The organism is Paenibacillus sp. SAF-068, assembly GCF_051967555.1.
In the GTDB taxonomy this organism is placed as follows: Bacteria; Bacillota; Bacilli; order Paenibacillales; family Paenibacillaceae; genus Paenibacillus.
Genome location: NZ_JBQCJX010000001.1, coordinates 2078202 through 2097240, shown reverse-complemented (window position 1 = coordinate 2097240; position 19039 = coordinate 2078202). Strand labels below are relative to the sequence as shown.

Below are 19039 nucleotides of genomic sequence, written 5' to 3'. Positions count from 1 at the left end.
TTACCACAACCCCTCTCCTGATTTTCTCGCTAGCCGATTGAAGACCCAGAGCAGAATGAAGCCAATCACCGACTGAAATAGACCAATCGCTGTTGTTACGCTATATTGCCCTTGCAGGACACCAGAGCGGTATACGTACGTTTCAATGATATCCCCTACCGAGTAGGTCATCGGTGTCAGCAGGTTATAGATCTGATCAAAGCCAAGTTCCAGGAAATTGCCGATATTCAGCAGGAACAGGGTTAAGATCGTCGGGAACAACGCAGGCAATGTAATGTAAATCGTTTGCTTCCAGCGGTTCGCTCCGTCCATCACTGCCGCTTCATATTGCGTGGGATCAATGCCACTTACCGCAGCGAGATATATAATCGTTCCCCACCCTACCTCTTTCCAGATAGAGGACAGCACAACAATAGGTCGGAAATATTGCTCCTGCTGCATATACAGGATCGGCTCGAACCCGAACCATCCACGGACAGCGTTTACAAAACCACCCGAGGCTAGCACCTCAAACACGATCCCCCCGACAACAACCCAGGAGAGAAAATGAGGCAGATAAAACAGACTCTGCAAAAAGCGTTTGGCAAGCATTTTTCTCACTTCGTTAAACAATAACGCTAGCAGGATCGGAGCAGGAAATCCGATCACCAGTTTGTATAAGGCAATCAGAGCTGTGTTCCGAAGCACATGATAGAAGTCCTGATACGTAAAAATAAACTTGAAGTTATCCAGGCCAACCCATGGACTGCTCCATATGCCTTTCATAATCTGAAAGTTCTGAAATGCAATCACGCTTCCGCCAAGTGGAATGTACTTGAATATAATATAGAACAAAATGCCGGGCAGGATCATGACATACAACATCCAGTGTTTTCGAATGTTACGCAGATAACTTGGTTTGACGGGTTTGTTGACTGTAACCCCGGGTTGCAACGTTGATGTTTCCGACAGCTCAGCCATACGATCGCAGGCCCCCTTTGACAGAATGATGGTGAATGACGAGCAGGCTCCTCTGTTCACATGTTAAGGGAGAGCGGGATCAGCAACAATCGTTCAATCAGCCATAGCATGAGCCAATCGCTTGCGTGACGCGGGTTTGCAGGATCGGTTCATTCACTGGCGGAATGGTTGGTACTACATTGGCAACAAAAAAAGCCGCCATAGGCGACCTCTGAAGTGATTATGGTGTTGTTTACTTTTCACTTTATGTCCTTGATAGTCCATATCTCATTTCCCCAGAGTTAACGACCCGCTGTCATTGGCATCTTTGATTTGTTCATGGGCAATCAGCTTCCCTTCATCGTTAAATCCCTTCATTACATATGGGATAGCCGCTGAAGGAGGAAGGAACACATACCAGATTAGATGTCCCGGACTCACCTCAACCAGCTTCGCTTCGGTTTCAATCACTTTTCCATCGTCCTTAGTCTCTACATATAAACTTCTAATGGATGAATCTTTAATATTACCAAACAACATGGGAAATGGAGTGGAGACTTGCTCCAGTTTCGGTATACTCATATAATCCAAAGCAAACTTGGTGTGTAGACCCTCACTTATGGAATAACCTCCACCCCATACCCATTTCCATCCAAACATGTTCTTGCGGGTATACTCCATTTGAAGATTACTGTTGTTTTCCCGCCCCTTTTTTTGTGTGAACAAAATCATGCCACCGTCTACAGCCTCCTGATGAATGAATTGGGAAGTATAAAACTCACCTCTAAATTCCTGAACTGCTCTCTCAGGACTGTTCGCTATAGGAATATGTATAGGTTCACTTAATCCCCAGACTTTGGATATCCGTTGATCGGCTAGGCCGCCTGCACGTTCATTCATATACATATATGTCAGGACTGACAAGGACGACAGTAAAATTACCATTGCCGCGATTAACAGGATTCTCCTGTTACGTTTGAACATCTCCAACTTCACTCCTTATACTCACGATGAAATATTAAATACAATCACTCTAATATTACCATAATTAGCATATGGATTCTTGTCCAAGCCCAATTCGTCCAATCAAAAAAGGTCGCCAATGGCGACCTTTCAAATAATCATCGAAGCTATTCTCCCAGAAAGATGACTTCGGTTTCCAATTCAACTTGGAACGTATCATACACTTTCTTCTGAATAAATTGAATCAGATCCAAGTAATCCTGGGCAGTAGCGTGATCCACATTTACGATAAAACCCGCATGTTTCATGGAGATCTCTGCCCCTCCGATGCGAGTGCCCTGCAAGTTACAATCCTGAATCAGTTTACCGGCAAAATGTCCTTCGGGTCGTTTAAATACACTTCCACAAGAGGGGAATTCAAGCGGCTGCTTGGATTCTCTCAGGAACGTTAATTCCTTCATTTTGCTTGCAATATCTTCCTTGTTTCCTTTTTTGAGTCCGAACTCGGCCTCCAGTATGATATAGTGATCCATCTTGAAGAGACTATTTCGATATCCAAACTTCATCTCTTCTCGCGGGATCTCCAACACTGCACCGTCTTTGGTGATCACAGTCGCACGTTCAACAACATCGGCGATCTGACCGCCATAAGCACCCGCATTCATGTAAAGTGCGCCCCCCGTGCTGCCGGGAATACCGCAAGCAAACTCCAGACCAGTCAAGCTATGCTCCAAAGCAAGTCTGGATACATCAATGATATCAACACCGCTTTGGGCAATCATGCTGTCCTCACTCACTTTAATTTGATCGAAATGACTAAGGGAAATGGTTACACCACGGATGCCTCCATCTTTGATGATGACGTTGGAGCCTTTGCCAATAACCGTCAGCGGCAATTGATGTATGTTGGCAATCTCTACGATTTTAGTGATTTCGTCTATCGTTGTTGGATGGATGAGGATATCTGCTTTACCACCAATTTTAATAAACGTGTGATTTTTTAGCGGTTCATTAAATTTCACTTTTTCCAAAGGTATGTGTTGCTCAAAAATATTCATGATTTTCTCTCCCTGCGTTCTCAAAAAGAACATGATTCCTCTATTTTAAATGGAAAAGCACTCACATTACAATCCATCACAGTTATTTCACTTCACTGAGCCGTATAATGTATCCTTTCTTCCCTCTATTCTGATATATGATATTCACCTAACCATGAGGGATGTTACTTTCTCAATTCGTATGAGCAAAAATATAAAAAAACGCTACGGACAACTTCAGTAGCGTTTAGTGTGTATCTCAATTTAATTGTTGTGCAAATAAGGGTTTACGTGGTTGGGATATCCGTATCCGTCAGCTCTACGGACAGTTTCCATAGACGAAGAGCTTGCTCAGAATCAATCGCATATTCCTTCACCCCATAGAAACCTCCATCCTCTGGAGCCATTTCACTGATGTCACAATCCTCGCAGTAAACACCGCCTTTGCCCGCAAGCTGAGGAGAGGTTGCTGCCCAGACTTGCGTTGCCGCCCCCTGCTCAGGTGTTTTGAATGCCGGATTGGCGACTTGTCCAGATTCATCAATCCATCCCAGCGCAATCATCTCATCTTTAGGCATATGACGTTGTAACGGCGTCATAATTCCACCTGGATGAACTGAGAACGCACGCACTCCCTGTTCAGCACCACGTCTGTCCAGCTCAACGCTGAATAAAATGGTTGCTGTCTTGGATTGTCCATAAGCAGGGAATTTCTCATAACCATGCTCAAACTGGATGTCATCCCAACGAATCGGTGAGAAATGATGTCCCGCTGATGCCAAGGAAACAACACGTGCGCCACCCTGACTTGCAAGTGCTGGCCATAACAGATTAGTCAGCGCAAAATGGCCTAGGTGATTGGTTGCAAATTGAGCTTCCCAGCCCGGACCTACCCTTGTCTCCGGACAAGCCATGATGCCCGCATTAAGAATCAGCATGTCGATGTTGCGATCACTCGCGAGGAACCGCTCGGCAAAAGAACGGACACTGGACAGATCAGCAAGATCCAGTTCGTCAATTTCCACATCTGGCAGATCGGATAGCGCTTCTTTTGCAACAGCTGGTCGGCGTGCCGTCACAACGACATGGGCTCCTGCTTGTACAAGTGAGCGTGTCGTCTCGAGCCCCAACCCTGAGTAACCACCCGTAACAATAGCGAGGCGTCCTGTCAGATCAATACCCCTCAATACGTCCTCCGCTGTACTATGGAGATCAAATCCTGAACCGGTTTTATGTTGTGAAGTTGTAAAGCTATCTTCTTGTCTCATCTCATCCGTCTCCCTTTAAAATAGTTTCTTTCTAAATATAAGTCTATACCTTAGAGTACACTCTAGGTCAAATGCAGTGAATCCATTTGTCCGAACGTCTCCGTTCAATCTAAAAAAGTCGCCAGTTGGCGACTTTTGAATCGGAACCCATAGTTCCATCCTATGAACTTATCCATAATCGATATTTCCCTTGAAGCCTTTCACTTTGTAAACTATGGAGAAAACCTCAAGGAGTGATACGCACATGGAATTCTCAGTAAAGCAGCTGTTTGATAAAGTAGCCCAAAATTATGATGTGCAACGTAAACAACTTATCCCTTGTTTTGATGATTTTTATGGAATGGCTCTGGATCTAAATGGAAAGTCCGCTCAATGCGCCACGTATCCCTGATCGACATCAGTGATCAAATGCTCGAAGGGGCACGTCGAAGGTTCGTTGATGTTACACAAGTAGAGTACTTGTGGGGATTACTCAAAGTTTAACTTCACCAGTCCCTACGATATGATTATTTCCTCACTGTCTATTGACCATCTGACCCACGCTGGTAAGAACGGTCTAATTTTCATTCTGAATCAATTATTTCAGTGATGCTGGAAGCTTAACGCCAAGAAGTTTACCTTCGGCTTGGATGATGATCATCCCGTTTGTCTTCAATGTCGTGTTGTGCAGGTCACCACCGGTGAATACTCGAAAAGCAGGCTGACCCGTCATCATATTGAGGGCAAGCAGGGTGCCGTTACGTTGCGCTCGATACATGCCTTTACCATAAACATCAATCTGAGAAACGGGAGCATCACCATGCCACTGCACCTCCTGACCATTAGCCAGCTTGATGCCTGTGAGTTCTCCCGTGTTGGCGTTTTTGAAGACCAACCTTTCCTGTGTAATGCCAACCCACACCATATTTTCTCCGTGAGGGCGCTGAAAAGTTCGAAGTGGCGTGGGATCAGACTTGGTTGAGGTCAACGAATACTCCGCTATCTTATCCCCTTGCAAAATGTATAGTTTATCTTGGTTGGCAAATATTCCGCCATACCCATTTACGTACGGTGGATCTCCCGGAATCTTCCAGGTGTACTCCTGACTTCCTTTTAACACACCTGTCTTCAGATTGTACGCATTGACTTTCCATTTGCGTTCAGGCGAAGACTCATCACTTTCCAACATGGGGGAGTAGTAGTCCGCTGAGTATACAAGACCGTCTTTGATCTTAATAGCTTCCCCTTGTCCAAAATGACCCCATAGCTTCTTGCCTGTTTTCTTGTCATATGCATTAAGCTGAGTGGACGTAAGTGCTCCTTGAACAAAAAAGGTTCTCAGCACAACACCATTGGATTCTTCCAGATACTCCGTACCATGACCTTCCCCTAATGGTTCATCTGCCTTCCAACGCAGTTTGCCTGACTTGATATCGAGTGCAAACGTTGTGCTCCCCTTAATCACGTATAGGGTATCTATCGTTGGAATCAAAACTTCTGTACGTTGATACGTATCAATCCAGGTGGATGTGCCTGACTGCCATTTTGCTTTGCCTGTTTTTGCATTCAAGGCATAAGGTTTATGATCACTGGTCAGTCCGTAGAGGATGCCACCTTGATAGGTAATATAAGGCGTCAGTTCCTTGCCGTAAGTCCATAGTCGTTTACCTGTTGTCGCATCGAGTGCAATCAGCTTCGATCCAGCAAACGTGAATACTTTGCCTTCTTCTGCAATGGCACTAGCTCCGATGTACGTCTCGTTCATATTCAAATAGTTATCTACTTTTGCTGTCCAAGAAGATTTCAGTTCAGGAACAGTGAGTCGCTGATACGCGTACCAATTGCGGATGGATACATCCGATGCTTCAGCATGTGCCTGAGATGGCAACATGCAGATGAATCCGGGAACCATCAACATCCCGGCAGTCAGGCTTGCCACAATGGATCGGCTTACTCTTCTTTTCCATTGCTTGGTGTTTTGACTTTCATGTCTATTGATCATAGATCGTGATTCCTCCTGTATAAAATGAGCCTGGTATATAACTACATATATATAACGAGCAGTGAGTCCAAATAGTTACCAGATTGTTAAATTATTCTAAGAAAAAGATCAAAAAAGCCGCCCTAGGGCGACTTCCTGAATCCTGCTTTAATTAGGGGTCAAACTGTGAACGAGCTTTGTAACGAAGTCCCTGCTTTACTTTAATTCAATCTGGAATAAATCACCGGCATCCCCACCAAAAACGATAAAACCACTTTTCGGAAGCTGCGTCGATTGTTGGCCGGTTGCCACAGAGAAGTGAACTACCTCGCCCTTCTCATCGTAGACCGCATAACCTCCGGAGTTCGGAGAATTCACCGTAACGGATTTATTCGCTGATCGGGCGTCAATGGCATACCAACGGGCCTGACCGTTAGCCGGAATAGTTGTCATCCCTTTTTTTCCACCATAGATTGGAGTAATGGCATCCTCTGCGATGTATTCCTGTCCGTCCTGAATCAAAATTTCGGCGCCACTTTTTGTATAAAATTGCAGATCGAACGTGTCTCTTCCGTTCATTACAGGAATCTGGACAACATTCTCTGAGTTGTTCGTATCTATAATCTGTGTGCCATTAGCGTAACCCTTTTCCGCATCAACGGACAGGTTCTTGATCAGCATCGATGGAAGCAGATAGAAGATCGACGTTATTTTTTCATCCAGTGCGTAATATTTCGCGCCGTTACGAGCTTTCCATTTCTCTTTCGTTGTTGCGTCCAGCGCGTTATGCTCCAGCTTTTGATAATCATAGGTATTCATTACCGTTTGGCCTACACCGGGTAACGTTATCACACCTTGAACTTTAACATACACCTTGTCATTCGTTTCTTTCACAAAGCTGACCTTCACACTACCATCCGTACTCGTAAAATGTTCATCGCCTGTGTACACATAGTTCTGCTCCGGGATAATTCCTCCCAACAAGGCAGGGAGTTGGAATTCACCATCCTTGATTACGATATCCAGTGTTTCACCTACCGTACCATACAGACCTGAGTACGTATTCAACTCCGTTGGCATCTTCACTTTGACAGGTGGTAAGAATGTCTGATCAGGCTGAACATCGTCAATGATGCCCTGATCCGCCAGAACGTCCAGCAGCACTTTGCTGGCAAACATCTGATTGTAGACGGAAGATCCACCGGATGATAAGACCGCCATTGAAATATCATGTTCAGGAATCGTGATTAACACGGCATGATACAACATGGTATCTCCGCCTTTGGCAAGCGCGGTTACCCCATAATCGCTGAATGGTGCAAGGTCAACCGCATCCCAACCCAGGCCATAATTGATCGTATTTTGTTCATCCGATACCCAGATGCCCTTACGATATTCATGAGATTGCATGGCTTTCACAGCAGCTTCGGACAGAATATCCGGTCTGTTCCCCATCAATACTTCTCCGAATTCGCTCAATTCCTCTGCCGTAGAGTACACTCCGCCTGTACCGATTATATTTGCATTTTCGGCAGGCATCTTCATTTCAAGTGTAGGCCAATACGTTTCGGATAACTGGTCTCTGTCAAAGGAATCCAGTGGTGTCTTCGTTGATTTCATATTCAGTGGCTCGCTGATGAACTTGGCAATATATTCGCTGTAACTTAACCCACTCACCCGTTCCACCATAAGCTCCAGCAACTGAAAACCATCATTGGTATAAACAGAGAAGGCGCCAGGCTTGGATTTTAGTTTTTCGGACTGGAGTTTGAGCAGCAGCTCATCATGATTGCGACTGTCATTATCGTCAAACAACATGCTGTTTCCATAATGTGTGCCGTAAAGACCGGATGAATGGTTCATCAACATACGCGGTGTAATTTGAGTATAGCGCGCATCTGCCATCTTGAAGTCTGGTATATACGAAGTAAGCGGTTCATCCAGATCTATCTTTCCGGAATCAACCAGCTTCATGGCTGCTGCCGTAACAACCATTTTGCTAACCGAACCTATGCCATACATGCTATCCTTGTCTACTGGCTTCTGTGTTGCCTTGTCGTGCATTCCCACGCTATCTGATAAAATGAGCTTCCCTTCATCCCTGATTGCATATTGTACACTGGTGACACCGTAATTTTGCATCATCTCCTTGGCAATTTGCTCCGCCCGTACCTCGACCGACCCATTGTTTTTCGCCTCTGCGCTGACATCTGCCATCGGTGTAATTACAAGCACCGCTGTGCACAAAAGACTGATTAATTTTTTCATCTTCATGTCCTCCCTCACATATTCTTATGAATGAATTCATCATATCTTAGAAAAGACTTGTCCGGCGGGAACGAACCCTGAATGGAAAAAAACAATCCCCGAACGGTAGGTTCAGGGATTGTCGGTGTAAAACGGAAGCACGACCATGTTATTGAATGTGCGATGTTGATGCTCAATACTCATATGTCCGCCATATTTCTCACATATTCTCGATATATTGGTTAGCCCAATTCCATGGTACTCCGGATTGGGCTTCTCGCTTTTCAAATCAACAAGCGGTTGCTCTACATGATTCATAATCTGGATGACGAGGGCGGATGAAGTGGAGTGAATGGCAATGAGGACATATCGATCCTCCGCCTGTCTAACCTTCTTGGAGGCCTCAATAGCGTTATCGAGCATGTTGCCGAGTACCACACACAGATCATATCGATCGATCTGGACATGTTGCGAGTGGAGCTGGATTTTGGTGTCGATTTTGATTCCGTTAGCCTGCCCCATAGCCAGGGTATTCGTAACAAGAGCATCAATCACCAGATTGCCGGAATTCACCCGCTGATACGCACCTTCAATCGTATTTAACGTAGACTGGATATGGTCACCTGCCGCCGCCAATTCGTTACGTTTGATACATTCATCAATATATAGAAATTGCTGATTGATATCATGAATGATGGATTTAATGTTTTTGAAACTGTGGACGGTCTTCTCATAATTGGCATCCTGGTAGTCCATCTGACGCTGTAGCTGGCTATTTTCATGCGTAAGTTGTACCTTCTCCACCATATTATCGAATACATAAACAATGAACACATTGAGAAATAGAGAGCCTAGTACAGAAAAGACGTAGAATATGTTTTTTTCACTATAGATGGAGGCCACATTGATCTGATAGATCGTAATTATCGGCACAATGAGAAACAACAAATAATAACGATAATGCACAGCAAAACCTCTGCGCTTGGCAACTAGACGCACAATTTGAATAACAATGAACATGATACTGCAACCAACCAGCATTACTTTGGAGAGAATCCAGTGGTTTTCACCATTGAATTGTTCCCATGAGATGAAGTCTCCTGTGGATTCCAAAACGCCAAGAATATAGACGGCTATCGTATTCGCCATTGTAATCAAAACCCCATACAGAATGGTAAAGACAAGCTTGATTTTAAATTCCACTTCATAGGATTGTGCCAGACTGAAGATTAATAACAGTGCAATCGCTGTTGAAACGATGTCGGAGAAGGAAGTTGACAAATAAAAATAATCCAGCACAATATATACCATGAAATAGATCGCTCTTTTTGGCTTCCGCTTGGACTTGCCCAACACGGAATCAAAATAAAAATTTGCCTGAAACGCCATGAGCAAGATCACGAAGATGATGGAAAAAATCATATAAGTATCCATATCATTGAATCCTCATAATCATAAATTTAGTGTAAGCATCCTTAACTTCCTTGACCTTGGATCTGCCTATGGGTAGCTCCGTCCCATTTAACATAACGACTTGAGTACCAGAAAACTTCTGCACATGCATCAGATTAATGATAATCGAGCGATGAATCTGCAAAAAACCATGATCTTTCAAACCGGTAGCGTAACTGGATAAAATGCCTTTGGTCTCATATACATTTTCCTCTGTCACAAACTTCAACTTGTTCTTGATCGTTACACTTTTGACAACCTCAATCCAGAGAATATCATCATATTTCAGCAGCAGTTCATCATAGTCTGACTTGATTAGTACATACTTTTTGTCCAGTGCCTGAAAATATTGACACAGCTTAATCATCTTTTCCTCGAAAATGTGCGTCTGGATCGGCTTGATCAGATATTGAAAGGTGATGACATCGAAGCTTTCCACCATGTATTCCGGATAACTGGTCAAGAACATAATCTGTACATCCAGAAACTTCATGTTCCTGATCTCTTTGGCGGTCTGAATGCCGTTCATCCCGCCCATCTCCACATCCATGATAAGAATATGAAATGTATCCCCAACCTCTCTGTAGTGTGAGAGCAGTTGTTCGCCAGAGGTGAATAAGCTAATTTGAAAATCAAAATTGGTTTTTAGTGACAAGGAGACCAGCATTGTTTTCACACGTTCTCGTTGTTGCTCCTCATCATCACAGATTGCAATATTAAACATGGAGGGACATCCGCCTTTCATCAACATCGACTCTGAATTTCACTCTCGAATATACTATTTTAGCATAGGTTTCTGAGTCGAATGGGGATGAAATGCAATATTCTGACCCTAAACTGTAAGAGAATAAAGAATGTCATAGACCCCTCCACGAATGGAAGGGTCTTATAAGCGCATATTTAAAAGAATAAATGTTTAAGAATAAGGAACCTGCAGCCTCTTCTTCACCAGTCTTAAATAAACAACTGGCGCAATTCCTCAACTTCCAGACGGGTAACTGGCTGGTACGCCGGACTTTGTACATAGCGCTGGAAGCTGTATAACAATTGTCTTCCCTCCAGCGTAGTCATGAGACTCTCCAGATTCAGAGCACCTGTCAGCACTCTCCCATTCCGTACCCGACACTCCATCAACAATCCAAGCTTATGGTTCCGTTCAAAATTATCAATGGTCTGCACGATTGGTTGCAGATCTTTACCCAGCTCATCCAAAATGATCGATGACGACTCGGAAACGATGCTCCACCACGGATAAGTCGAATGTTCTACTGTGACAAAATGTTCAAAGGCCGGATGGTCCTGTTGAATCAACAAGCCCATTGTGCCCACGGGTACTTCTCTCTTCATATTCTCTGATATCGATCGGAACATAGGGTAGGACCAGAAATCGGTGCTATAGAACCCTTGAATCGCGTGTTGAATCTGATTGGGATTCGGGAAGAGCAAAATATCCTCGCCCTGCTCAAGTAGCTCCAGCGCTTGGTCCGATAGCTCAGTAAAGAGATTCAAACCGCTCATGTCCACTTCCTGTTGACTCGGGTAAATCCACAGGTCGTAAGTCTTACGAATATCTGTGCCCGGAATGGACAGTCGCAACTCCACTTTGGTCATATTAGAGACTTCGGGAATATGAATGCTGAGATCCGTGATACTCACATAATGTTCTCCATGGAATGCTGGCAGATTAACTTCACCTTCTGCAAGAATGCTGCTTCCGATCGGCTCGCTCTGAAGCTCCCACTTCAATGGGAGTCCGTCCAATACTTGTCTCCGGAAGTAACTTAGTTCAATGCGTGCTTCGAATATTTCACCAGCTTGATAATTATATTTGGGGAATTTTGCGAGCAGTACCGCATCCGAACAGAACGTTCTCCACTCCTCAGGTGTAATCATGCCTTTGGAATCCATGAATGCGTCCAGAACACCTACTAACGCTGTTCCCTGACCACTGAAATCCTGGAGATCCAGCAGTTGGAAACCTGCTAGTTGCTGCGAACGAAAAGCCGCTTCCAATTCTTCTTTGTAACATGCGACTGCAAGCTTGCCAGAGGCCCTGAAGTAGGCTTCTGCCAGATGTCCCAATCCTTTGGCTTCCAGACGTTCTCTGAACACTTCGAAGTTTTTGGCTTTGAGAGAGCCAGTATACTTGCTGATCTCCTCGAAATTGGGAAACGTAGCGTACTGTCCAATTTCATGCGAGATGATTGGTACATGTGAGACGAGTTGATCACTTCCGGCTTCGGCCTGCACCGTTTTCGAACCTGTCCCATACTGAATCTGAATCTCTTTGTCCCCCGTTTGATTAGAAGCTTCAGCATCACTGCCTTGCTCCGGTACAATGTTCGAATCGTAATCTTTCAGCGTATTTGGCAAGTCGGTCTGCACGTGACCAAGCGGTGCATCACACATCGCATACGAACCTCTGAACAACCGTTCTTTGGAGAACCGTACCCCGCAGAAAAATTCACTTTCCTCCAGAATGTCCGGCACAAATTGAAAGTTGTTGGAACCTTCCGTGTATAGATGACGATGATCATATGCTTTGTAGGCTTTCAAAATTGAATTCAATCTGTCCTTGCTGCCCCACAACTCATTCCCCATGGACATCATGACAAACGAAGGATGATTACCAAAAGCTTGCAGCATTGCGAAACCCTCGCTGATCAAGTAATCCTGTTCGGCTTGATTGTGTGCATCCGAAGATTCGTCTGTAATGGTTCCCCAGAACGGAAGCTCAGGTTCCATATAGACGCCGAGCAGATCCGCCGCGATAAAAGCAGCCTCTGGAGGACAACAAGTATGAAAACGGTAGTGATTAATACCGTAAGACTTGGAGATCGCAAGAATACGAACCCATTCATCCACATCCGTCGGCGCATATCCCGTGAGCGGAAAGATCAGCCCGTCATGTTTGCCCCGAAGAAAGGTTTTGCGACCATTGATGGTGAACTTGTCTCCAGCAGCCCGGAATTCCCGTAATCCGGCCCATACCTCGGTAGAATCCAATACTTCTTCGTCCTGATCTTGCAGATGAATGTGAAGTTGGTACAGATTAGGCTCATCATCACTCCATAACATGGCATCTTCGCCAATCTTGTACGTCAGCTGGATCTCCTGCGAATCCGGAATGAAGATCTGTTCCACCGTCGTAAACACCGGATCTGCACTGACAGCAACAGCGGATACGACGATTCGCACTCCTTGCAGATCACCCACAAGCGCTGCCTTAATATCGAAAGATCGAGTCGACAGAACCGGGTAAACTTGAACATTATCCAGATAAACACGCTCAAAAAACTGGAGTTCCATCTTCCCGGTGATCCCGTTCCAATTCGTCTGCGTGTCTTCGGATGTAAGGTGCCCACCTTTGGTTGGATAATCGGTATTATCTACTCGAACGGTAATGGTGTGAGTCCCGGCGGTTAGCCCTTCCTCCATCTCGTAACGGTGAGGTGTGTTCAGGCTGTTTTGCGTGCCCCATTCCACCCCATCGATCCATAGCGTTGTAACTCGTGTTCGCTCCAGATGCAAGAAGCAGCGTTTGCCAGCCAAATGTTCAGGAATTTCAATCTCTCGTGAAAACCAGGCATAACCTTCAAATAAATATTCATCCGTCAGCGCACCGATTAATACATTCTCGTTTTTCTTGCCCTTGGCCGCATGAGATGTGGTATTGGGCAATGTAATGACATCTGAAAAATTCAGACCCCGTTCTACCTTATGTTCATCGAGTTGAAGTTTCCAGATACCTTCCAGATTTATTGCAGCTATCATGATGTTGTCTCCTTTTAGTTTCATATAATCGATACAAGTAATCGCTTCCAAGTGATAGAAACCGTTTTCGAAAAAATCATATCTGTATTATAAACTCGATTGATGCTCCTCGCATAGATCATTTACAAATAAAAAAAGTCGCCAATACAGGCGACTTCTTATCGATACATATGTTGTTTTCGTGGGCATCTTTAAAATATCGTAGGAACCATGCCCCCGTCCATACGGATCGGGGAGCCTCTAAAGGCTGGCGCATATGGACTACACACAAAAGCGACGAGTCTGCCTATTTCACTCGGCTTGATGAATCGCTGTAATTCAGACTGAGGCAGATTGCTTTTCATAAAGTCTTTTTCTTTCTCCTCGAAAGTCAACGTCTCATCAGGGTAAATGCCATCAATGATCTCACGCACATTCTCAGACAGGGTTGGCCCTGGCATGATCGTATTGATCGTAACTTCGGTCCCTGCTGTCAGTTTGGACAAACTTTTGGATAATGACAGCAACATCGACTTGGTCATGCAATACTGGGGCATCTGGCCTGAAGGCATAAGGGCTTCTTCACTTGCAATGAATATAATACGACCGTCATTGTTTTTCATCATTTTAGGTAAATAAAATTGAGACAATCCATTGGCCGCCAGAACATTGGTACGGAAATATTTTTCCCACACTTCATCGTTCACGTCTTCATAACTCATGATCTCATATATGCCCATGCTATTGATTAATATATCAACTTCGGGAAACTTCTCGAACAAAGCTTGTCTTTGTTCCAGGTCCACAAGATCAGCTGAGGCCTTTTGCGGAGAGGTGTCTGGAAAAGTGGATTTGATTTCACGTACTGTCCGTTCCACCTCTTCATCATTGCGTCCATTAATCAGCACATGAACACCTTCTCGGGCGAGTTCAAAAGCAATTGCTTTACCGATTCCTTTTGTTGATCCTGTAACTAGGGCTGTTTTCTCTTTTAGTCCCATATCCATCCTGCATTTCTCCTTCTTGATTACAACTATCCGGCTGCGGCTTCTTGAACATTGCCAACAGCTTCATGCAACGGATAGGTATAATATTACGCAGTCTGGAGGGCTTAGTAACTAGCACCTTGCGCCAGAGTTATTGCCTGACGCGCCAATTCGAAGGAGTATCCCCTTCCCAGGTCCGAAACGCACGATAGAACGAATTCTGGTCTTCATACCCAACCAGGAATGCTATTTCTTTGATATCGAGCGAAGGATCTGCCAGGTACTCCCGGGCCTGCTCATGTCTGGATTCGGTTAATAATTGCTTGAAGTTTGTGTTCTCTTCCGTCAGTCGCCGCTGCAAGGTACGATCACTCATTTGCAGCTCTTTGGCGACTGACTGGATGTCAGGGCGCTTCCCTGTAAGGTTGCGTTTCATAATCCATTTGACCATTTCAGTAATGGAACGACTGCTCTTCTGTTCATCCAGCGACCGATCCAGAGCAGGGCTCAGAATCTCCAGTAACTCCTCGTTATACGAAAGAAATGGAAGACTCAGATCTCCTCGCTCTAGCGTCAGCCGATTATAATCGGAATTCGTATCGACTGGGCAGCCGAAGTATACCTCAAGTCTATCTACATCACCCATTGCTTGGGAGAACTCAACTCTTTTGGCAGTCAAAGACTGGCCTGTGCCCCTTCGTCCAAGTTCAAGCAGAAATGCCAGCGTAATACCGACCAGTAATGGCGGACCTGGTAGCTCCTTATGTAACCATTCGAGTTCAATGATACATTCCTCCCCTGCTTCGGTAATCTGCAAACTCTCGGGAGGACACATCTGCTTGTAACGGACCATCCGATTCAACGCATCATGATAATTACGCGCATGATACATCGCCAGGACAGGCGGAGGATACTTCGATATCTCATATCCGGTAGCAAGTTTGATGATGCCCTCGGCGGTGTCCCCAATAAGATCAGAGTAGGCCTGCCAGATTGCGAAATACTGGGATTGAGTCACTACAGGTTTATTTATTGTCTCAGGAGATAGTTGTGCAGTGCGAGCTACGTCGTCAGCACCAATTCCTAATTGATGTAATCCAGCCCAAAATCCTGGATGAACTTTAATTCGATCATTCGGTTGAAATTGCATGCATCCAGACTCCTTTGGCTTGTTTCGTTTGCAGAGGATTGCAAGGTAAGGTTGATAGGCTGTTGCCTTTGATAGTTTACAGCAATTTTTCCTACACTTCCTCCGGTATTATATTGTTTTTATTTACAAATATCGGATGATCATGGAGTTCGAGTGGAACGATGGGAACAAGAGTTCATTTAAAATTCCGGTAATACAAAAACACGACTACCCATAAATGGTCAGTCGTGTTCAAGTCAATTATTCCTTATCTTATACATGAATGCACATTTTATTTTTATATGTTCAGCTACTCATTCAATGCTGTTTTGATCAAGGCGTTCACCCGTGAATTAAACAACAGACCGATGTGGGACACAAGGGATACAGAAATGTTGTTCGCCCCGTTCAATCGGGAAAGTGCCGGGGACACAATCGTGTCACTGGTGGAATAGATCGAAGTCATCTTTATCCCACTGGGAGCTGTCGTTGTGGTCAATCGATTAGCTCCACCGAGTGTGATCAATTTGTCCACCTTAGATGCGCCTCCACGGTTAAGTATGTAATAGAGACTATTGGCTCCGCCCATGCTGTGCGCTATGATGTTAACTTTCGTGTGACCCGTTTGTTGCAGTACATCATCTACAAAACGACTAATGGCTGCGGAATTCAATAGTTGGTTTCCTTGTTTGCTGGGCAGGTCAATCGCAAATAGTTCATCTCTCGTCCACCCTTGACTGCGCAAATAACTCTCAATCGCTGTAAAATTGCTATCTGAACCGGTCAGTCCATGCACCAATACAATGGGTGTACGTGCCGATGCTGCGGAAGCCTGTGAACTTGAGCCTATTCCAGTTACTGATAAAGCAAGGATCATACTCATGAATGCAACAAGAATTAATTTAGTCTTTTTCACTTGATTTAAACCTCCTGTAAAATGATTTATATTCCATATATTACAAGCTAACATATGGAATATAAATGAATCTTTAGTCTCATTTTTACAGGATTATCCAAGTGGAGCGATAACCAAGGATAATTACATTTTTCATAATCTGGTTCTTAGGTTCTTTTATCCTTCAACGATATCTGCACGTAGATCCGTTGCAATCTCCATCATTTTGGGGACAATAGCTTCGTTAGAAATAGCTACATAGATATCCCCCATGTACAAACGGAAAGCAATCTGTGTTCCTTCCAGGTCCCACATAAAAAAGTCTCCGTCAATGGACATGGTGCTCTCTGCTCCGACAATGTGAAGAACCGTTGAATAGGTAAATTCGGGCTTGGACTCGAAGTAAAGTTTGCACTCTTCCAGGGAGATGGCTTGTTCTGCATTGCTATCTTGCATGGAGCGGGTAATACGAAAACGCTGATTCATTCAGATGCCTCCACCACTTTATATATTTTTCATGTTCTACAGCACTATATTTTCTCATTTCCATCTTCCACTGTCAAAACCATGCATGCTCTATTCTTCGAATTCATATATACTGAATACAGTGCACAACGAATTTCTACAATCAGGAGGAGTCAAATCAATATGTTGAAAACAGAATTCATTGATGTACTATCCATAGTCTCACATAAATTATATGATTCGGCTGCTAATGTCATGAACACGGCAAGCAGCTTAATACCTGCAAATACGTTTTGTATCGCCCAGTTGGATCATCTCTCCACCAAGGTTCTGAACGTATATAATCGCGACAAACTAATTCTGGGTGAGGGACTAGTCGTTGAAAACGCCGAGTCATATTGTGCACTTGTGACGGAACATACCCAAGGCCCATTGGTGATCAATAATAATCTGACTCATCCACTAACCAGACATATGGATGCTACCGAATTCGTAGGCGGTTGTTCATTTTTAGGTGTGCCCATACATAATGAGAACGGGGAAATTTACGGCTCGCTCTGCTCTTTTGATCAGAATTTCTATGTATATCAGCAAAAGGACGTGGATCTGCTTCTCTCCTTGTCATCATTCTTCACAGGTCTTCTTGAGATGGAAACGACGCTACAACAGTTAAAACATGCGGAAGATACTGCTGCAAAAGTGCTGGAAGAGAAGAAAAATCTCTTAGCTGTCCTTAGCCACGAAATTCGTACCCCGATGAATGGGGTTCTTGCCATGGCAAATCTATTACAATCTACCAAGCTGAATGAGGATCAAGAATTATATGTTAATGTCATTGAGTCTAGTGGAACCAGCCTGCTATCTATGATGGATCAAATTCTGGACTATTCCAAAGCAGAAGCCGGTGCAATCTCCTTGGAGATCAATCCCTATAATGTCACTGACACAGTGGATTACGTACTTCAGTTATTTTCTTCAGAAGCAGAGAAAAAAGGAATCCGATTATACGCAGAATACAATATCAACGATCATCGGATGCTTGTAGGGGATCAGCACAAAGTTCATCAGATTCTCATTAATCTCGTGGGCAATGCCCTTAAATTTACGGAGAAAGGTGAAGTATGCATCTCCACTCAGATATCTGCTGATTCAGAAGGCACACTCGATGTGTCCTATGAGGTCAGAGATACAGGCATCGGCATCCACCCAGATCGCCAAGATTTGTTGTTCAAGTCTTATTCGCAGATTCACGGTAACTCTGGAAAATATGGCGGAGCGGGACTAGGTCTGTCCATATGCAAACAACTTGCTGAATTAATGGGTGGGGTTGTATGGCTCAAAGAGACAAGTTACTTGGGCAGTCGGTTTGCCTTTAGTATTACGAGCGCTGCACCAACGTCCATGCAAATCTCTGAATGAGGAATATATTATTCTATCTGGAACAGATAGGAGGTATATTCGATGACTCAATTTCTTGATGCAAGATCATCACAAAATGCTGCTTTGTTCAATTCCATCTCCATACCCATTCCGGTAATCAACACGCCTCAATTATTTGCCCAGATTGGTCTGCTAACGGCTGGAGCCGGACTCAATCCAAGGGTTTCATTAAAAGGAACCATTACTGTACAATTACCGCTCGCCCTTTTTCAAGTAAGAATTACTATTGTCAGAGGGACAGTGGCTACCGATCCGATTGTGTACTCTGCAAACTTCACATACGGTCTGAGCGGTCTCCTCGTCCCCGAAGTGATCATTTTCTCTGCCAATGATTATAATCCGCCGATAGCTCCGCAAATAACGTACACTGCATTTATCAGCACCAACTTGTTAGGAACTGTTCGGGTCGGCCCCGAGAGTTTCGATGGATTTATCGTTTCGGATTAGAAGGACTACCTCCACCCCCATAATCTTAATCTGTTGTTTGTTCACAAGATTAAGATAT

Annotated in this window: 16 protein-coding genes; 3 read left to right on the top strand and 13 right to left on the bottom strand. The window is 44.3% G+C overall.

Annotated features, from left to right (window positions below; all coding sequences use genetic code 11):
- The 4 genes from ACTHPG_RS09215 to ACTHPG_RS09200 form a co-directional block, all read right to left on the bottom strand.
- Positions 1-960, bottom strand: a complete 960-nt coding sequence (locus ACTHPG_RS09215) for an ABC transporter permease (protein WP_091016421.1) — start codon at positions 958-960, stop codon at positions 1-3.
- Positions 961-1227: 267 nt separating this feature from the next.
- A complete protein-coding gene (locus ACTHPG_RS09210) occupies positions 1228-1923 on the bottom strand; it encodes a hypothetical protein (protein WP_440388850.1) in 696 nt (231 codons plus the stop codon).
- A gap of 146 nt (positions 1924-2069) precedes the next feature.
- Positions 2070-2960 (bottom strand): UDP-N-acetylmuramate dehydrogenase, encoded by an 891-nt coding sequence (gene murB / locus ACTHPG_RS09205; RefSeq protein ID WP_440388848.1) that lies wholly within the window; start codon positions 2958-2960, stop codon positions 2070-2072.
- A 266-nt stretch (positions 2961-3226) separates the two neighbouring features.
- A complete protein-coding gene (locus ACTHPG_RS09200; RefSeq protein ID WP_440388847.1) occupies positions 3227-4207 on the bottom strand; it encodes an SDR family NAD(P)-dependent oxidoreductase in 981 nt (326 codons plus the stop codon).
- Between the two features lie 244 nt (positions 4208-4451).
- Here ACTHPG_RS09200 and ACTHPG_RS09195 point away from each other — a divergent pair, with 244 nt between their 5' ends.
- Positions 4452-4598 carry a hypothetical protein gene (locus ACTHPG_RS09195; protein ID WP_440388846.1) on the top strand — a complete coding sequence of 49 codons (147 nt, stop codon included), beginning with the start codon at positions 4452-4454 and terminating at the stop codon, positions 4596-4598.
- A gap of 186 nt (positions 4599-4784) precedes the next feature.
- Here ACTHPG_RS09195 and ACTHPG_RS09190 read toward each other — a convergent pair whose 3' ends face one another.
- From ACTHPG_RS09190 to ACTHPG_RS09150, 9 genes are all read right to left on the bottom strand, one after another.
- A complete protein-coding gene (locus tag ACTHPG_RS09190; protein ID WP_440388844.1) occupies positions 4785-6188 on the bottom strand; it encodes an outer membrane protein assembly factor BamB family protein in 1404 nt (467 codons plus the stop codon).
- A gap of 195 nt (positions 6189-6383) precedes the next feature.
- Positions 6384-8435: a serine hydrolase domain-containing protein gene (locus ACTHPG_RS09185; protein ID WP_440388843.1), complete on the bottom strand. Its 2052-nt coding sequence runs from the start codon at positions 8433-8435 to the stop codon at positions 6384-6386.
- 111 nt (positions 8436-8546) lie between these two features.
- Positions 8547-9848, bottom strand: coding sequence for a GHKL domain-containing protein (locus tag ACTHPG_RS09180; RefSeq protein WP_440388842.1), 1302 nt, complete (start codon positions 9846-9848; stop codon positions 8547-8549).
- Between the two features lies 1 nt (position 9849).
- A complete protein-coding gene (locus ACTHPG_RS09175) occupies positions 9850-10590 on the bottom strand; it encodes a LytR/AlgR family response regulator transcription factor (protein WP_440388840.1) in 741 nt (246 codons plus the stop codon).
- Positions 10591-10820: 230 nt separating this feature from the next.
- Complete coding sequence (locus tag ACTHPG_RS09170; protein WP_440388839.1) at positions 10821-13640, bottom strand: glycoside hydrolase family 2 TIM barrel-domain containing protein; 2820 nt, start codon at positions 13638-13640, stop codon at positions 10821-10823.
- A 191-nt stretch (positions 13641-13831) separates the two neighbouring features.
- Positions 13832-14626 (bottom strand): SDR family NAD(P)-dependent oxidoreductase, encoded by a 795-nt coding sequence (locus ACTHPG_RS09165; protein WP_440388838.1) that lies wholly within the window; start codon positions 14624-14626, stop codon positions 13832-13834.
- Between the two features lie 130 nt (positions 14627-14756).
- Positions 14757-15755, bottom strand: coding sequence for a helix-turn-helix domain-containing protein (locus tag ACTHPG_RS09160; RefSeq protein WP_440388837.1), 999 nt, complete (start codon positions 15753-15755; stop codon positions 14757-14759).
- 289 nt (positions 15756-16044) lie between these two features.
- Positions 16045-16617 (bottom strand): esterase/lipase family protein, encoded by a 573-nt coding sequence (locus tag ACTHPG_RS09155; protein ID WP_440390198.1) that lies wholly within the window; start codon positions 16615-16617, stop codon positions 16045-16047.
- A 189-nt stretch (positions 16618-16806) separates the two neighbouring features.
- Positions 16807-17115 (bottom strand): hypothetical protein, encoded by a 309-nt coding sequence (locus ACTHPG_RS09150; protein ID WP_440388836.1) that lies wholly within the window; start codon positions 17113-17115, stop codon positions 16807-16809.
- Between the two features lie 162 nt (positions 17116-17277).
- On the opposite strand from ACTHPG_RS09150, the gene ACTHPG_RS09145 reads away from it, so the two are divergent.
- Entirely contained in the window at positions 17278-18513 is a 1236-nt protein-coding gene (locus tag ACTHPG_RS09145; protein WP_440388835.1) for an ATP-binding protein, read from the top strand.
- 42 nt (positions 18514-18555) lie between these two features.
- A complete protein-coding gene (locus ACTHPG_RS09140; protein WP_440388834.1) occupies positions 18556-18981 on the top strand; it encodes a hypothetical protein in 426 nt (141 codons plus the stop codon).
- The last annotated feature ends 58 nt before the right edge of the window (positions 18982-19039 follow it).

Bases quoted from the DNA above. Each gene is read 5' to 3' on its own strand.
- ACTHPG_RS09190 (WP_440388844.1), bottom strand. From the start codon at position 6,188: ATGATCAATAGACATGAAAGTCAAAACACCAAGCAATGGAAAAGAAGA.
- ACTHPG_RS09170 (WP_440388839.1), bottom strand. From the start codon at position 13,640: ATGATAGCTGCAATAAATCTGGAAGGTATCTGGAAACTTCAACTCGAT.
- ACTHPG_RS09165 (WP_440388838.1), bottom strand. From the start codon at position 14,626: ATGGATATGGGACTAAAAGAGAAAACAGCCCTAGTTACAGGATCAACA.
- ACTHPG_RS09175 (WP_440388840.1), bottom strand. From the start codon at position 10,590: ATGTTTAATATTGCAATCTGTGATGATGAGGAGCAACAACGAGAACGT.
- ACTHPG_RS09195 (WP_440388846.1), top strand. From the start codon at position 4,452: ATGGAATTCTCAGTAAAGCAGCTGTTTGATAAAGTAGCCCAAAATTAT.
- ACTHPG_RS09145 (WP_440388835.1), top strand. From the start codon at position 17,278: ATGTTGAAAACAGAATTCATTGATGTACTATCCATAGTCTCACATAAA.
- murB (WP_440388848.1), bottom strand. From the start codon at position 2,960: ATGAATATTTTTGAGCAACACATACCTTTGGAAAAAGTGAAATTTAAT.
- ACTHPG_RS09210 (WP_440388850.1), bottom strand. From the start codon at position 1,923: ATGTTCAAACGTAACAGGAGAATCCTGTTAATCGCGGCAATGGTAATT.
- ACTHPG_RS09180 (WP_440388842.1), bottom strand. From the start codon at position 9,848: ATGGATACTTATATGATTTTTTCCATCATCTTCGTGATCTTGCTCATG.
- ACTHPG_RS09140 (WP_440388834.1), top strand. From the start codon at position 18,556: ATGACTCAATTTCTTGATGCAAGATCATCACAAAATGCTGCTTTGTTC.
- ACTHPG_RS09150 (WP_440388836.1), bottom strand. From the start codon at position 17,115: ATGAATCAGCGTTTTCGTATTACCCGCTCCATGCAAGATAGCAATGCA.
- ACTHPG_RS09160 (WP_440388837.1), bottom strand. From the start codon at position 15,755: ATGCAATTTCAACCGAATGATCGAATTAAAGTTCATCCAGGATTTTGG.
- ACTHPG_RS09185 (WP_440388843.1), bottom strand. From the start codon at position 8,435: ATGAAAAAATTAATCAGTCTTTTGTGCACAGCGGTGCTTGTAATTACA.
- ACTHPG_RS09200 (WP_440388847.1), bottom strand. From the start codon at position 4,207: ATGAGACAAGAAGATAGCTTTACAACTTCACAACATAAAACCGGTTCA.
- ACTHPG_RS09215 (WP_091016421.1), bottom strand. From the start codon at position 960: ATGGCTGAGCTGTCGGAAACATCAACGTTGCAACCCGGGGTTACAGTC.
- ACTHPG_RS09155 (WP_440390198.1), bottom strand. From the start codon at position 16,617: ATGAGTATGATCCTTGCTTTATCAGTAACTGGAATAGGCTCAAGTTCA.